We start from the raw sequence: 14,288 nt of genomic DNA, 5'->3' as shown, positions 1-14,288 counted from the left end.
CTTCTTCCATTCTTTATAAACTTCAGAGGCCCGAAGCGGCCGGAGCTTCATCCGGTCCGTTCAGGGCATCCAATATTCCGGCAAACGGTACGCCTGCGGCCATTGCCGCGGCCGCCGCAGCCAAAGACGCTTCCACGTCTCCTTTCTGGGCATGTTCCAAGCGCACTCGGCCAATGATGCCGATTCCAACCATTTCAAACACAGTTGTTCCATCGGGAAGAGTGCGGATATTTCTCGCAGTGAAATCCGCTCCGTCCCAACGGGTTGAATAAGTAAACACGCTCCGGAAGCCGAGGGGTTTCGGCTTTTCCGGCTCAAATTTCGTTACGCACACCGAAAACAGCGCAGGCAGCGGGATTTCCTGAGGTTCCGGAGCAAGGAGAACCGCCACCGTATCTCCCCGCTCCTCGGCTTTGTGTACATCAATAACAGTGACGTCATTTATGTTCCTTTTCAGTATCTTTCCCAGAAAATATGTTGCCCGTTCAGCGCCATTCGATACAGCAATGATTTTTTTCGCTTGTTTCATCTTAATCATACCACTGCTTCTCCCTGCGTCAACGCATTAGGCCACCTGATTCTTTTCGGAGAATGTCACGGTTATCACCGTGCCCGGAGCCACCTTCGTCCCTTCCGCAATGCTTTGCGTGGACGAGACTGCGCTTGAGCTGGTCAATGCGGCACCTGCAATGCTAATATTCAAACCCGCTTCCGCCGCTCTTTGGTTCGCTTCGGAAAGGGTCAGATTCACAAGATTGGGAACCGTAACAGTTTGTGCGGCAGAGTTTTTATCGGTAAACAGTACAACCGTGCCTTTCTTCGGTATGGACTTTCCTGCCTCCGGAATCTGGGAAACGACGGTATTCCCATCCCCATAGACTTTGGCTTGGAGGCCTTCCTGAGCCACTTGATTCTTTGCCGCGTCAACCGTTTTGCCGACAACATTCGGAGCTTTCCCGTCGAGTTTTGCAAGTTCTTCCTCCGTATACTGCGGCTGAACACCGATATAGGGCAAAACCTGCGTCATAGTCGCCAGAAAAGTCGGGCCGGCAACCGGACTGCCGTAATATCCGTTCGGGCCATGAGGCTGGTCATAGAAGACCAGCATGGCGATTTCCGGATCTTCCGCGGGCGCAAAGCCGCAGTAAGACGCGATATATTCTCCTTTCGCCATGCCTTGCTTTTCGGAAGTTCCCGTTTTGCCGCAGACACGGTAACCGGCAATATATCCGCTCTTCGCGGTGCCGGTCTTGGCGTCTTGTTGCAATATTTTGCACATACGCTGTGAGGTTTCTTTAGAAATCACTTGGCGTTTCGGAGTCGTGTCAGCAGTTTTGACGATGTTTCCGTTGCTGTCTATAATCTTTTCGACGATGTGCGGCTGAACAAGATATCCGCCGTTTGCAACCGCGCACGCCGCTGTAATCATCTGGATTGGTGTAATACTGTTGGACTGCCCGAAGGATATGCACGCAAGGTCAACCGGTGTCATATTCTCGGCGGTAATATAGATGCTTCGCGATTCACCCGGAAGGTCGATTCCCGTTTTTTGGGTAAACCCGAACGCATCAAAGTATTTGAAGAGGAGTTGTGCCCCGAGTCTCTGACCCACCTGCATAAAGACGACGTTGCTGGACTGGCAGATTCCTTCCGCAAAGGTCAAATGGCCGAAGGTTTTCCAGTCTTTAATTTTTCGGTCGCCAATTACCAAATATGGCGGGCAGTTGAACGGGGTATCCTCCGACACCAATTTCTCTTCCAAGGCCGCCGAAGCGGTAATCATTTTGAAAACGGAACCAGGGAAATACACATCGCTGATGCACTTGTTGCGCCACTGCTCCTGAAGTGCTTTCTGCTTGGCTTCGCTTTTTTTATCTGGGTCTGTAATTGCTTCAATCTCCGCTGCTTTTTGGGGATCGTCAATGACAAACGGATTATTGGGGTCAAAATCGCCCTTTACGGCCATTGCGAGAATAGCACCGGTCTTGACATTCATGACAATAGCGCATCCGCGGTTTTGGACCTTGTTGTTTGCGATGCCCTCAGCGAGGTATTTTTCCACATAATGCTGAATGACCTCATCAATGGTAAGGACGAGGCTGTCGCCGTCTTTTGCGGCAACTTCCTGCTCATATTGGAAGTTCATATCGGTGCCGACGGCGTTCTGTGCCGTGACGAGGCGTCCGGGCGTGCCGGTGAGTTCGCTGTCATACTCTGCTTCTACTCCGGCGAGGCCCTGATTGTCCGTGCCGGTAAACCCGAGCACAGTGGCGGCAAATTTTCCGTAAGGATAGTACCGTTTATAGTTTTCTTCCAAGCGGATTCCGCTCGTGATATTATTTTTCGATTTGAATTCCAGAATCTTATTGCGGACGTCTTCCTCGACTTTGCTTTTCAGAATCTCATAGTACGTCTTTTTTTGACTGCGTTTTACAATCTCATCCTTGTTAATACCGAGAATTTCCGACAGGCCCGACGCAATAACATCGCGGTTTTTATCGGTAATATAGGCGGGCTCAAGGATTACGTCCCAGACAGTAGCGCTCTTAGCGAGTTCCTTCATGTTGCAGTCGTAAATTGTTCCGCGCTTTGCCGAAAGCGTAGTGTCTTTCAACTGTTGATCGGTGGCGCGTTTCTGGAGTTCAGGGCCTTGAATCAGCTGCAGCTTCACTAAGCTGAAGATGACGGCGCCAAAACCGACCCCCACCAGCAGAATCAGGATGATCATTGTTCTGCGCCATGTTCTGACCGTTTTCCCTTTTGCCATATTTACCTCCAACAAGGAACGCCTCATAACAAATGAGAGTTAAGATTCTCTCTCAACTCTCTTTCCACTCGTCAATACAAATTTTCGCGCTAAATAATATGTACTGGAGACATGCTTCGTTTATGACAGAAAGCTTGTTATCGTGTCCCAGATGTTCTGCAGCCATGCCCAACTGCCTTCAACCGTTTTCTGCACTACCTCACTCTTGTCGCCGTTTGTCAGCTGCATGGTGATGACCTGATCCTCCTGCGTGGGTTTCATGCCAAGTTTCTGAGATGCGTAGTTTTCAACTGCTTCCATAGAAAGCGAGCAGTCGGAACGGAGTTTCAGTCTGGCGTTGCAGTCCTGCTGCTCTTGCAGAGTCTTTTGTGCGGCATTGAGCTGCGTGGTGAGTGTGTAAAGCTGGACTTCCCCGTTAATATAGGCACCAACCAGTCCGGCAATGACAAGAAACGCAAAAAAAGGAAGAAGATATTTTTTCAGACGCGCTTTGCGATTTGCCTGCAGGCGCTCTTTCGGAAGTTCAATTACATTGGATTTTTTCTGCGGTACTCGTATCGGTTCCGCTGTGTTCTTCTCTTCAAAGAGGGCAAAATCGTAAGCAATGTTCTGGTTTGCCACAACAATCACTCCCCACATTTGAATTACAGCTTAACGCATACCCGCAGCCTAGCACTGCGAGAACGTGGATTTTCTTTTATCTCTTGCTCGGAAGGTACAAGGCCTTTCTTGTAAAGCAACTCTGCTTGAGGTTTTCTGCCGCATACACACACCGGAAAATCCGGAGGGCAGATGCAGCCCTTGCACCAGTCTGCCATGCGCTGCTTCACGATGCGGTCTTCCAGAGAATGGAAGGTAATTACTGCCAGACGCCCGCCCGGCTTCAGAAGCGAGAATGCGGCATCCAATCCCTCGGAAAGCTTGTCCAATTCCCCGTTGACTTGAATCCGGAGCGCTTGGAAGGTTTTGCGGGCCGGGTGCCCGTCCCTGCAAGCCTTGGCAGGCACAGACTGTTTAACGATTTCGGCGAGCTGAAGCGTTGTTTCCACTGGGGCTTTTTCCCTCGCCCGAACGATGCCCTGGGCAATTTGTCTCGCGTATTTCTCTTCCCCATATTTTGAAATGATTTCCGCGAGTTCCTGCCACGAAAAAGTATTCACAATATCTTTTGCGGAAACACCTTTCTTGCTCATGCGCATATCGAGAGGTGCGTCATGGTGGTAGGAAAAGCCGCGTTCCGGATTATCGACCTGGTAGGAAGAAATCCCGATATCCAACAGAACCCCATCGGCTTCGTTGATTCCGTTTGCTGCGGCAGCTTCCTTCATTTCCGCAAAATTGCATTGGTAAATGCTGACACAAGGAAAACTTCCGAGTCTTTCTTTCAACACCTGAATCGCGTCAGGGTCTTGGTCGATTGCTAAAAGCCGGCCTGTCGTCAACTTTTCGGCAATTGCCCTAGAATGGCCGCCGCCACCGGCCGTGCCGTCAATATACACTCCATCCGGCTTAATGGACAAGCTCTCGATTGTCTCATCGAACAGCACAGGTTTGTGAGTGAATTCCAATTTAGTCACCCCTAAAAATCAAGCTCGTCCATGGCTTCGGCAATCGCTTCCTGTGTCAGCGACGCATTAAACTCATTCCACTTTGTGGTGTTCCAAATCTCCGCCCGGTTGGAGGTTCCGATAAAGGTAACATCCCGATCGAGGGAGGCGTAAGTGCGAAGGTTTTGAGGAATCAGGATTCTGCCCTGCTTGTCCGGCTCTACCTCAACGGCCCCAGAGAAGAAAAAGCGCTGCAGTCCACGTGCCTTGGAGACAGGCATGGCGCTCACTTTTTCCTGAAGGCTTTTCCAGCCTTCCGCAGAAAGGACAAAAAGGCAGCCGTCCAAGCCTTTTGTGACATAGAAACGATCCCCCAAATCCTCACGGAATTTGGAGGGAACGATAACCCTGCCTTTGAGGTCGATATTATGTTGATATTCACCGATCAGCATAATTCGTCACACGAAACAGAACACCGAATTACCACTTTGTGTTCTGTTACCTCCACCTTTCACCACTTTATGGTTAGATTATAGCTTGTTTATGTATAAAATGCAACTAAATATTTCAGCGCTGAAGCGCTTTTTTTCGTCTTTTTAAATACAAAAATCCCAATATATAGTTTTCTAAAAAGGAATAAAAAAAATACGCCACAACATCTTGTGGCGTAAGAATTTTTGGAATTTTTTCCCGCTAATTTGAATGTTGGGAAGCCTTGATGCTCTGACGGATCTTTCTCGCCTCAGAAAGAAGCTGAGCAAGTTCTTCGTCGGTTCGCTTCATCAGGTCATCCACATATTCATTGGTAGCACGCTTCATTTCCCGAGACTTTGCCTGTGCCTGGCTCAGAATTTCGTTAGCACGCTGCTGCGCCTCCCGCGTAATCACGTCCTGAGCAACCAATGCCTTAGCCTTTTCCTGAGCAACGCGCAGGGTGGTCTCCGCCTCGCGTTTCGCATCGGCTAAAATCTGTGCGCGATCCGCAACGATTGCCTTGGCTTGATGCACTTCCTGTGGAAGCAGTTCACGCATTTCATCCAGAATCTGCTTTACCTGTTCCCCATCCACGACTTTGCCGTGACTCATCGGAAGGGTCCACGCCTTTTCCACCATATCATAGAGTTCGTCAATCAGATCATCAATATTCATGTCTGTTTCCCTCCCGCGCATAAACGACGTTCAATATCCGAAAGAATTACTTCGGGAACAAAGTTTGAAATATCACCGCCGAAGCAGGCAATTTGCTTTACTCCGCTGGAGCTGAGGAACATATTTTCTGCCGTAGTGTTCAGGTAAACTGTTTCCAAATCTGGGTTCAGCTTCTTGTTGAAGAGAGACATCTGGAACTCATACTCAAAGTCTGACATTGCCCGAAGGCCTCTCACAATGGCGATGGCACCGCGCTCCCGCGCATAATCGGCGAGGAGGCCGTCAAAGCCGACAACCTCAACATCATCCATATCCGCTGTGCAGCGTTTTAGGAGCTCAATACGTTCCTCAAGCGTGAATGCCGGGTGCTTTGCAGGATTGACAAGCACCGCAACAATGACATGGTCAAAGATTTTGCGGGCACGGTTGATAATATCCATATGCCCGAGCGTAACGGGGTCAAAGCTTCCCGGACAAATTGCGGTCTTCATTCGTTGGTCGCATCCTTTCGCCGGTAAACCGTGAGGCAGATTTTTCCGTAGCGGTACCGCTTGATGCGGGAAAATCCCTCACACTGTTCCGGCAATTCTTCCTCTTCCGGATTTTCACAGATAATCGTGCCGCCCGCGTTCATTTTTGCGGCTACAAGCGGCAGCGCACGCTGAAGCAGCCCTGTGCGGTACGGCGGATCTAGAAAAACAATGTCAAACGGTTTTTCTGAACGCATTAAATATGCGGCGAAATCCATATTGACGATTTTTGCGCAGTCTGCAAAGCCGCAGGATTCAACATTTTTCCGCACAACATCCAAGGATTCGCGGCTGGAATCCACAAAAACCGCTTCCCTGGCTCCGCGGCTGAGCGCCTCAATGCCAAGCTGACCGGAACCCGCGAAAAGGTCGAGGACGCGGCGTCCCTCAATTTCAAATTGTATAATGCTGAACAGGGCTTCTTTCACTCGTTCCGGCGTAGGGCGAACTGCCTCGCCTTCCCGCGTAATTAGACGTCTTCCGCGCGCTGTTCCTGTAATTACTCTCATATTTTTACCACCTATTTCCGCCTGCGTGAAAAGGCAGACGGCACTCTCAAAAGCAAACAAAATACCAACAATTCAGAGCATTTTTAATTTATATTACAATTTGTTTTATTATCCCATGAAGCGGACAAACTGTCAACTTTTTTCAATCGTCCTTTGACTCGGGGTGGAAGTAGTTGTAGATATTCCGCGCCGCCGGTTCGGTGATTCCGGGAGTTTCAATCAGCTCCTGCAGGTCGGCGTCCCCAATGGCGGCAACGGTGCGGAATCTTTTCAGCAGCGCTTTGGCTCTCACCGGGCCGACGCCCTCAATGGAAAGAAGTGTGGAAGAAATGGTTGATTTTTTGCGCAGTTGGCGGTGATAGCCGATTGCAAAGCGATGAACCTCATCTTGAATGGTAGAAATCAGCGTAAAGGCGCTGCGGTTGGAATTGATGGCGATTTCGCCGCCGTTCTTTGCGATGGCCCGCGTTCTGTGGCGGTCATCCTTAACCATGCCGAACAGCGGAATATTGTAGCCCGCTGCATCGAGAATCGGCTGAACAGCCGCAACGTGTCCTTTTCCGCCGTCGAGGAGGATAAGGTCCGGAAGGCGGCCGAAGCCTTCACCGCTGTCTTTATTTTTCTCATATTCCTCGAGCCGGCGTGCAATAACTTCGCGCATGGAGGCATAGTCGTCCTGCCCGACCACGGTTTTGATTTTGAACCTGCGGTAAGCGGAGCGAAGCGGCCTTCCGTTTTCAAACACGACCATGCCCGCTACATTTTCTTCCCCTGCGAGGTTGGAAATATCGTAAGATTCAATGTAGGCGGGCGGTTCCGGAAGTCCCAGAAGCCGTGCAAGCTCATCCAGCGCCGAAGCCTCACGGCCGGTGCGGCCTGTTGCCTGCGCAAGCTGCTCCGCGGCATTATTCCGGCACATATCGGCTAGTTTTGCCTGTTCGCCCTTCTGAGGAACCGTTATCGTCACTTTACGGCCTGCTTTCTCTGAAAGCCAGCGGGAAAGCAGTTCCTGTCCTTCTGCCGGACCATCCAATGTGACACGCGGAGGAATGCGGTCCCGCATGGAATAGTAGCGTTCCAAAAACTCCCCGCGCACCGCCTTCGGCATGCCGGTTCCATTGATAAAGAAGGTTTCGCGGTCGGTCAGGCGCCCGTTTTCAAACCGGAACACCTGAAAGCAGGTTTTCCCGCTCCCCTGAGTCATAGCGATAACATCCTGCTCCGGTATTTTTGAGCATACGACTTTCTGCCTTTCCGCCGTTTTTTTGATTGCGGCAAGATAGTCGCGGATTCGCGCGGCACGTTCAAACTCCAGTTTTTCCGCCGCTTCTTCCATGCGCCGCGTTAATTCGCGGACGCTTTCGGCACTGCCGCCGCGCAGAAAATTGATGGCATCCTGCACCGCTTCTCGGTATTCTTCTTCCGAAATTTTGCCTCGGCAAGGCGCGCAGCACTGCTTAATGTAATAGTTAAGGCAAGGTCTCCCCTTCCCGATATCGCGCGGGAACACACGGTTGCAGGTTGGCAGGCGGAAAATCTTCTGGGCTGCTTCTACCGACTGCTTTACCGACCAGCCGCTGACATAAGGGCCGATATATTCCGCACCGTCATCTGCGATTTGCTTTGCCTCGCTGATGCGCGGCCACGGTCCTTTCGACACACGAATGTAGCTGTAACCCTTGTCATCTTTCAGCAGAATGTTGTATTTGGGTGTATGCTGCTTTATCAGGCTACATTCCAGCACCAGCGCCTCAAACTCGCTGTCTGTGAGGATATATTCAAACCAGTCGACATGGGCAACCATCTGGCGGACTTTTTCATCGTGATTCTTATCGGAGCCAAAGTACTGGCTGACACGGTTCTTGAGTGCTTTTGCTTTTCCGATATAAATAATCTTGCCGGATTTGTCGTGCATCAGGTACACGCCCGGATGGAGCGGCAGCTTCATGGCACGAGCGCGGAGTTCTTTTTTGTGCTTTTCAAATTCGGTCACAGCAGCCGCCTCTCTTTCTTTTGATCTCATAAAACAGAAAGGGCACCGCAGAAAAGCGGTGCCCGTGAACCCTAGGAAATTACTCTGTAAAACCGGACTGAACCAGCTTTACAAGGCTGCTGACAGCTTCTTCTTCGTCGGAACCGTCTGCTATAATCTTGATGGTGGTACCGCCGACAATTCCAAGGGACAAAACGCCCAGCAGACTCTTTGCATTGACGCGGCGCTCCTCTTTTTCAACCCAGATGGACGACTTAAACTCGTTTGCTTTTTGAATAAAAAAGGTTGCTGGTCTGGCATGAAGGCCAACCTGATTCTGAACCAAAACATCCTTTGCATACATGTCGTATTCACTCCTATCAAAATAACGCAAAGCAGCAGAGTAATAATCGTAAACTTCTCACACATTATAGCACTTCTGGACAAGCCGTCAAGGAAAGCAGACAAACTTTGGATTACTGACCGAAACCGTTCCTTTTCAAATTGCCGCTATTTGTGCAATTTGCCAATATTGTTGAAAACTTTTAGATTCTCTGCCTCATTCTATGCATCAAAAAAGCATTATTTTACTTATTTGGAACTTCAAAACCATGCTGGGAGAGGAAAAGCCTGTCTTGTTCCGTCAGTTCCGCCGAAGCCAAAAGCTCCGGGCGCTTTCGCGCGGTTACCAGCAAAGACTGTTCCCTACGCCATTTATTCACGTTCTCATGATGGCCGGAAAGCAGCACCTGCGGTACTTCTCTGCCCCTCCACACCGCCGGACGAGTGTACTGTGGGTATTCGAGGAGGGAATGATAATGGCTTTCCAGCTGAAAGCATTCATCATCTGCCAGCACGCCCGGCAGCATCCGGCACACGGCATCGGCCAAAATCAGCGCGGGTAATTCGCCGCCTGTGACGACATAATCTCCGATGGAGATTTCCTCGTCGACATACGCTTCGAGCACGCGCTCGTCGATTCCCTCATAGTGGCCACAGAGAAGCACAAGCCCGTCCATTTTGGAAAGCTCCTGCACCCGTTTTTGGGTGAGCGTTTTGCCCTGCGGAGAAAGGTAAATTGTATACGGCTTATAGCCGAGATGGGCAATCAGGTCATCCATGCAGAGAGCGATGGGTTCCGCCATCATCAACATGCCCATTCCTCCGCCGAACGGGGAATCATCGACCCGCTGATGTTTATCGAACGCATAGTTGCGAATCTGATGGCAGCAGACCTGCACTGCACCCTTTCTGCGTGCGCGCCCGATGATGCTTTCCGCCATTACGGTCTCGCACATTTCAGGAAACAGGGTCAGAAGGTCAATCCTCATCGTCAAAAATCCCCTTAATCGGCTGAATCAGCATTTTCCCCTTTTCGAGGTCGATGCGTTTGATAACCGGCTCTATTGCGGGGATGAGGTAATTCTTTTTCCCCGGCGAGGTAATCTGATAAACATCATTGGCGCCGGTACGCATAATATCGGTGACGGTACCGTAGTAGACAAACGTATCAACGTCGTAAACATCCAGACCGATTAAGTCGGCCATAAAATAATGCCCCTGCGGGATTTTTGCATCGTCCCGCTTGAGGTAAAGAATCTTTCCGCGGTAAGTATCGGCAGCTTCTACCGTGTTGACATTCTCCAGCGTAAGAAGAAGCTGTGATTTATGAACACGTGAAGAAACGACTTTCAAAGGAATTTCGCCTTGATTCAGGTAAAGAGTGTGAAACTGTTTCAGGAACTCTGGGGAATCGCACCAAGGATCGACACGAAGTTCACCGCGGACCCCATGGGTCCCAACAATTTTGCCAGCTTCAAGGAACTGCTTTACCATATCATTTCCTCCAACGAAAAGCAGAGCAGGAAACCCCTGCTTTCTACTGTTTCAACAATTTTTCCGTATCAGCCGTGTAACCCGGCTCTTTTCAATCATTTTCAGAAGCAAATGCAGAATCGTTGCTTCAATGGGAAACATCACAAGATTGGTCACAATTCTGGCGGAAACAACCGCAAAAAACGCCTTGCCGTAGAGGATAGACAGCCACAGCGGATTCAACAGGATACTGATAAGGAACGTAATCAAAGCCTTTGCAGAGAAGGTACGCCGCAGACTGACCGGTTTGCGGTAGAAGAATACGCCGTAAACGAATCCAGAGAGAAACGCATTCAGTGTAAAGCCCGGAAAATACGGTCCGGTGGGACAAATAAAGTACCCCAGAATGTCGCCGGCAACCCCGAACACGCCCCCAGCCACCGGTCCGAAAATCATTCCTACCGCCGCAATCGGCAAGTAGGAAAAGCTGATTCTGAGTATGGCCGTAATATGAATGGTAAACATGCTGAGGACGATTCGCAGGGCAAGAAGCATGCCACAGACGGTAATGGCACGGATGCTGCCTAGTTCTTTAGCCGACAGGCGAACAGAATTCAAGATCTGCTTCATATGGAAAGACCCCTTTCTGCAGCAATGCTGCACAAGAGGCCTTACCCTCAAATATGCAGCAGCGGGATGCGGTTTCCGCACCGCAAGCTCGAAAGCTATTCGTCCGCCCGACAACTCCCCGTCCGGGCGGCACTGACGCCGCAAAAAAGCGGCACGCGCGCGAAAACCTACTCTGCAGTTTTTTTATTTTATGTTTAATTATATCAAAGTTCCACACTGTTTGCAAGGTCTGCCAAAGCGGGCAGGAAAAGGCGGTTTGCGGGCAACTGCTGCACAAAACAGCCGCAGTGTCAAGATGACACTGCGGCCTGTTTTTCTGCCTCAGTCGATTTCGACGGCAACCTTGGTATTATTGCGGGTTGCTGCAGAACGCATCACAACGCGGATTGCTTTGGCGATACGACCCTGCTTTCCGATAACTCGGCCCATATCACTCTCGGCTACATGGAGGTGATAAACGACTGTGCCGTCTTCGGTAGGTTCGTCAACGTCAACGCGAACCGCTGACGGATCTTCAACAAGCCCCTGCGCAATGGCGATAAGCAATTCTTTCATTGCACTTCACTCTCCGGATCACAGTACGCCCTGCTTTTTGAGCAGCGCCTTTACGGTATCGGTCGGCTGAGCGCCGTTCGCAATCCATTTTTTTGCCTTATCCGCATCAACTTTGATAACGGACGGTTCCTCCAACGGATTGTAATATCCGATTTCCTCAATAAAGCGACCGTCACGCGGGAAACGTGAATCGGCGACAACAATGCGGTAGAAAGGAGCTTTCTTTGCGCCCATACGACGCAGTCTGATTTTAACTGCCATAACTTTCTCACCTCCAATGGAATCTCTAGCATATCTTCACCGGCAAGTACCGGATGAAAGCGGAATCAGAACGGTCTGCCGAAACCGGCAAGACGCTTGCGGAAACCGGGCTTTTTCATCTGCTTCATCATCTTTCGCATCTGCTCATAGCCCTTCAGCAGGCGATTGACATCTTCGACCTTCATACCGCTGCCTGCCGCAATGCGGCGTTTCCGCTGTGAATTGATGATTTCCGGCTTTGCGCGCTCACGCGGCGTCATGGAAAGAATAATTGCCTCCATGCGGTCAATCTGCCGGTCATCAATCTCAACATCTTTAATCTGCTGGGCGACACCCGGCAATTTGGAAAGGACACTCTTCATGGAGCCCATTTTCTTCATCTGACGCATCTGCTCGAGCAAGTCGTTGAGGTCGATTCCCTCATGCATCATCTTGCGGGCTGTCGCTTCGGCTTCTTTGCGGTCCAAGGCCTTTTCGGCATCTTCAATCAGGGTAAGGACATCACCCATGCCGAGGATGCGGGAGGCCATGCGGTCCGGATGGAACACTTCAATATCGGTGAGCTTTTCGCCCGTGCCGGCATACATAATCGGTTTGCCGGTAACGGCACGCACCGAGAGGGCCGCGCCGCCGCGCGCGTCACCGTCGAGCTTCGTGAGAATTACACCGCTGATGTTGAGCAGGTCGTCAAACGACTTGGCAACATTCACGGCTTCCTGACCGGTCATGGCGTCCACGACGAGCAGAATATCGGAAGGATGCACCGCAGCACGGATGTTCTGCAGTTCATCCATCAGCTTCTCGTCAATCTGCAGACGGCCGGCCGTATCAATTAAAACAAAATCATGGCCGTAATCTTTTGCATGCTTCACAGCCGCCATGCTGATCTTCACCGGATCTTCGGCGCCCATTTCAAAAACGGGAACCCCTGCCTTCTCTCCGATGACTTTGAGCTGTTGAATTGCTGCCGGGCGGTAAACGTCGGCGGCAACGAGCAGCGGCCTGTGGCCTTCTTTTTTCAGCATCAGCGCAAGCTTTCCGGCGTGGGTGGTTTTACCGGAGCCCTGCAGTCCGCAGAGCATCACAATGGCCGGCGGTGAAGACGGTCTGCTGAGGTGGGCGTCACCGCCACCCATCAAAGCTGTCAATTCTTCATTGACGATTTTAATTACCATCTGCGCCGGGGTAAGGCTTTGCATTACTTCGGCACCCACGGCACGCTCCGCGACCTTTGCGGTAAATTCCTTTGCGACTTTATAGTTTACATCGGCTTCAAGCAAAGCAAGGCGGACTTCACGCATAACATTCTTAACATCTTGTTCGGTCAGCTTGCCCTTTGATTTCAGCCGTTTGAAAACAGCGGAAAGCTTATCTGAAAGACTTTCAAATGCCAACGCATTTCCTCCTTATTCGCCAAGCAGCTTCTGTGTATTCTGAAGAATTTTGTCGGCGTCCTCTTCAATCTGCCCCACATAGCTGCACCTGCTGTTGGTCTGCTTAATTCGGTCAGCCGCCTCATAAATTTCACGGAGAGTAGCACGAAGTTCAGCCGTACGCTTTACAAAACCGAGGCGCTCCTCCATCTCTCTGAGCTGCATCTCGGCGCGCTTAATGGCATCGCGGACACCTTGGCGGGTTATCCCTTCGTTTTCTGCAATTTCGGAAAGAGAAAGGTCGTCGTTATAATAAAACTCAACCACTTCACGCTGCTTTTCCGTAAGCATATTTCCGTAAAAATCCAACAACAGGGATACTGTAAGATCCTTTGGCATCTTGAAGCACCGCCTTATGTAAAGCAATAAATCTTTACACCTGAAATTATACAAGATCGTCCTTCGGGTGTCAAGGCTTTTTTCTTGTCACCCTAAGGTAATATGCACTTTTGCCGCAAGTTTCAGTTGGCCGTCGTTCATCTCCAGCTTCGTCAACCCTGCGGAGGCGGTAATTCCGAGGAGGGAAGCTTCAAATGATGGCGCCTTGCACGAAAAGCGGTTCCCGTCACGCTGAAAATCCTTCGGCAGGTGATCCTCCGCCTTATCCAGCAGCCAGTTGACCGGCACAGCAAGGCGGCCGATTTTCGCCGAATTTACCTCAAACCGGAGTTTCTGCTCCTTCGTATCAAGCGAAGGGGTAACATTCAGCGTCACGGCCAGATTTTTGCCTTGGTAAACGACCGGAATGTAGACATCCGCGCTTTTTCCGGAGCCACCGGCAATCGCAACGGCCTGAATCTGCAAATCCCCCGTTTGAATCTGGCCATCATATTTCCTCACAAGATAGGCAAGGTATGCATTTACTTCGTCGCTGGAAAAGGTGTTCTCTTTCCCTGTGAGAACCGATGCCGCCGCTGTGCGAGCCAAAGTGTCGGAAGGCTCAATGTTCTCGAGGTTTCTGCCCGCGTACGGGTTACTGAACATCAGCCCTACCGTAACACAGGCTGCCACGATTACCACAATGAAAATCGCAACGCCCTCCATGAGCCCCTTATTTTGGTTTTGCTTCTGCGGGCCACGCACACCATACGGCACGATGGATTCCATTATGAAGAGACCT

At 50.6% G+C, this 14,288-nt stretch carries 18 protein-coding genes and 1 riboswitch; all 18 genes read right to left on the bottom strand.

Going from position 1 to position 14,288, the window contains the following annotated elements; genetic code table 11:
- Nucleotides 1-22: 22 nt before the first annotated feature.
- Nucleotides 23-538 carry a hypothetical protein gene (locus tag NOG13_RS02385; RefSeq protein ID WP_283110707.1) on the bottom strand — a complete coding sequence of 172 codons (516 nt, stop codon included), beginning with the start codon at nucleotides 536-538 and terminating at the stop codon, nucleotides 23-25.
- A 27-nt stretch (nucleotides 539-565) separates the two neighbouring features.
- Nucleotides 566-2,767 carry a penicillin-binding transpeptidase domain-containing protein gene (locus NOG13_RS02380; protein ID WP_283110706.1) on the bottom strand — a complete coding sequence of 734 codons (2,202 nt, stop codon included), beginning with the start codon at nucleotides 2,765-2,767 and terminating at the stop codon, nucleotides 566-568.
- 120 nt (nucleotides 2,768-2,887) lie between these two features.
- Complete coding sequence (locus tag NOG13_RS02375) at nucleotides 2,888-3,388, bottom strand: hypothetical protein (protein WP_283110705.1); 501 nt, start codon at nucleotides 3,386-3,388, stop codon at nucleotides 2,888-2,890.
- 23 nt (nucleotides 3,389-3,411) lie between these two features.
- Entirely contained in the window at nucleotides 3,412-4,335 is a 924-nt protein-coding gene (rsmH, locus tag NOG13_RS02370; protein ID WP_283110704.1) for a 16S rRNA (cytosine(1402)-N(4))-methyltransferase RsmH, read from the bottom strand.
- Between the two features lie 11 nt (nucleotides 4,336-4,346).
- Nucleotides 4,347-4,766: a division/cell wall cluster transcriptional repressor MraZ gene (mraZ, locus tag NOG13_RS02365; RefSeq protein WP_283110703.1), complete on the bottom strand. Its 420-nt coding sequence runs from the start codon at nucleotides 4,764-4,766 to the stop codon at nucleotides 4,347-4,349.
- Between the two features lie 241 nt (nucleotides 4,767-5,007).
- Complete coding sequence (locus NOG13_RS02360) at nucleotides 5,008-5,463, bottom strand: ATPase (RefSeq protein ID WP_283110702.1); 456 nt, start codon at nucleotides 5,461-5,463, stop codon at nucleotides 5,008-5,010.
- Complete coding sequence (coaD, locus tag NOG13_RS02355) at nucleotides 5,460-5,954, bottom strand: pantetheine-phosphate adenylyltransferase (RefSeq protein ID WP_283110701.1); 495 nt, start codon at nucleotides 5,952-5,954, stop codon at nucleotides 5,460-5,462. The genes NOG13_RS02360 and coaD overlap by 4 nt, the downstream gene beginning before the upstream one ends.
- Nucleotides 5,951-6,502: a 16S rRNA (guanine(966)-N(2))-methyltransferase RsmD gene (gene rsmD, locus NOG13_RS02350; protein WP_283110700.1), complete on the bottom strand. Its 552-nt coding sequence runs from the start codon at nucleotides 6,500-6,502 to the stop codon at nucleotides 5,951-5,953. The genes coaD and rsmD overlap by 4 nt, the downstream gene beginning before the upstream one ends.
- A gap of 142 nt (nucleotides 6,503-6,644) precedes the next feature.
- A complete protein-coding gene (uvrC, locus tag NOG13_RS02345) occupies nucleotides 6,645-8,495 on the bottom strand; it encodes an excinuclease ABC subunit UvrC (RefSeq protein WP_346347662.1) in 1,851 nt (616 codons plus the stop codon).
- 79 nt (nucleotides 8,496-8,574) lie between these two features.
- Nucleotides 8,575-8,838 (bottom strand): HPr family phosphocarrier protein, encoded by a 264-nt coding sequence (locus tag NOG13_RS02340; RefSeq protein ID WP_283110699.1) that lies wholly within the window; start codon nucleotides 8,836-8,838, stop codon nucleotides 8,575-8,577.
- Between the two features lie 223 nt (nucleotides 8,839-9,061).
- Nucleotides 9,062-9,805, bottom strand: coding sequence for a tRNA (guanosine(37)-N1)-methyltransferase TrmD (gene trmD / locus NOG13_RS02335; protein WP_283110698.1), 744 nt, complete (start codon nucleotides 9,803-9,805; stop codon nucleotides 9,062-9,064).
- Entirely contained in the window at nucleotides 9,795-10,310 is a 516-nt protein-coding gene (rimM, locus tag NOG13_RS02330; RefSeq protein WP_283110697.1) for a ribosome maturation factor RimM, read from the bottom strand. Before rimM ends, trmD begins: the two co-directional genes overlap by 11 nt.
- Nucleotides 10,311-10,361: 51 nt before the next feature.
- Entirely contained in the window at nucleotides 10,362-10,919 is a 558-nt protein-coding gene (locus tag NOG13_RS02325; protein WP_283110696.1) for a folate family ECF transporter S component, read from the bottom strand.
- A gap of 57 nt (nucleotides 10,920-10,976) precedes the next feature.
- A riboswitch (THF riboswitch) is annotated at nucleotides 10,977-11,096 on the bottom strand.
- Nucleotides 11,097-11,240: 144 nt separating this feature from the next.
- On the bottom strand, nucleotides 11,241-11,474 hold the full coding sequence (locus tag NOG13_RS02320) for a KH domain-containing protein (RefSeq protein WP_283110695.1): 234 nt from the start codon (nucleotides 11,472-11,474) through the stop codon (nucleotides 11,241-11,243).
- Nucleotides 11,475-11,492: 18 nt separating this feature from the next.
- Entirely contained in the window at nucleotides 11,493-11,735 is a 243-nt protein-coding gene (gene rpsP / locus NOG13_RS02315; protein WP_283110694.1) for a 30S ribosomal protein S16, read from the bottom strand.
- Nucleotides 11,736-11,800: 65 nt separating this feature from the next.
- Nucleotides 11,801-13,129, bottom strand: a complete 1,329-nt coding sequence (ffh, locus tag NOG13_RS02310; RefSeq protein WP_283110693.1) for a signal recognition particle protein — start codon at nucleotides 13,127-13,129, stop codon at nucleotides 11,801-11,803.
- A 12-nt stretch (nucleotides 13,130-13,141) separates the two neighbouring features.
- Nucleotides 13,142-13,507 (bottom strand): YlxM family DNA-binding protein, encoded by a 366-nt coding sequence (gene ylxM / locus NOG13_RS02305; RefSeq protein WP_283110692.1) that lies wholly within the window; start codon nucleotides 13,505-13,507, stop codon nucleotides 13,142-13,144.
- An 87-nt stretch (nucleotides 13,508-13,594) separates the two neighbouring features.
- Nucleotides 13,595-14,275 (bottom strand): hypothetical protein, encoded by a 681-nt coding sequence (locus tag NOG13_RS02300; protein ID WP_283110691.1) that lies wholly within the window; start codon nucleotides 14,273-14,275, stop codon nucleotides 13,595-13,597.
- Nucleotides 14,276-14,288 lie beyond the last annotated feature (13 nt).

This window comes from Thermocaproicibacter melissae (genome assembly GCF_024498295.1).
Classification (GTDB): Bacteria; Bacillota; Clostridia; order Oscillospirales; family Acutalibacteraceae; genus Thermocaproicibacter; species Thermocaproicibacter melissae.
Note: the sequence above shows the minus strand (reverse complement) of the source record. Positions and strands in the feature narration are given on the sequence as shown.

Excerpts from the sequence above, each read along its gene's own strand:
- NOG13_RS02320 (WP_283110695.1), bottom strand. The coding sequence starts at position 11,474 with ATGAAAGAATTGCTTATCGCCATTGCGCAGGGGCTTGTTGAAGATCCG.
- NOG13_RS02360 (WP_283110702.1), bottom strand. The coding sequence starts at position 5,463 with ATGAATATTGATGATCTGATTGACGAACTCTATGATATGGTGGAAAAG.
- NOG13_RS02380 (WP_283110706.1), bottom strand. The coding sequence starts at position 2,767 with ATGGCAAAAGGGAAAACGGTCAGAACATGGCGCAGAACAATGATCATC.
- NOG13_RS02325 (WP_283110696.1), bottom strand. The coding sequence starts at position 10,919 with ATGAAGCAGATCTTGAATTCTGTTCGCCTGTCGGCTAAAGAACTAGGC.
- coaD (WP_283110701.1), bottom strand. The coding sequence starts at position 5,954 with ATGAAGACCGCAATTTGTCCGGGAAGCTTTGACCCCGTTACGCTCGGG.
- ylxM (WP_283110692.1), bottom strand. The coding sequence starts at position 13,507 with ATGCCAAAGGATCTTACAGTATCCCTGTTGTTGGATTTTTACGGAAAT.
- rimM (WP_283110697.1), bottom strand. The coding sequence starts at position 10,310 with ATGGTAAAGCAGTTCCTTGAAGCTGGCAAAATTGTTGGGACCCATGGG.
- NOG13_RS02340 (WP_283110699.1), bottom strand. The coding sequence starts at position 8,838 with ATGTATGCAAAGGATGTTTTGGTTCAGAATCAGGTTGGCCTTCATGCC.
- mraZ (WP_283110703.1), bottom strand. The coding sequence starts at position 4,766 with ATGCTGATCGGTGAATATCAACATAATATCGACCTCAAAGGCAGGGTT.
- rsmD (WP_283110700.1), bottom strand. The coding sequence starts at position 6,502 with ATGAGAGTAATTACAGGAACAGCGCGCGGAAGACGTCTAATTACGCGG.
- trmD (WP_283110698.1), bottom strand. The coding sequence starts at position 9,805 with ATGAGGATTGACCTTCTGACCCTGTTTCCTGAAATGTGCGAGACCGTA.
- NOG13_RS02385 (WP_283110707.1), bottom strand. The coding sequence starts at position 538 with ATGATTAAGATGAAACAAGCGAAAAAAATCATTGCTGTATCGAATGGC.
- rpsP (WP_283110694.1), bottom strand. The coding sequence starts at position 11,735 with ATGGCAGTTAAAATCAGACTGCGTCGTATGGGCGCAAAGAAAGCTCCT.
- NOG13_RS02300 (WP_283110691.1), bottom strand. The coding sequence starts at position 14,275 with ATGGAATCCATCGTGCCGTATGGTGTGCGTGGCCCGCAGAAGCAAAAC.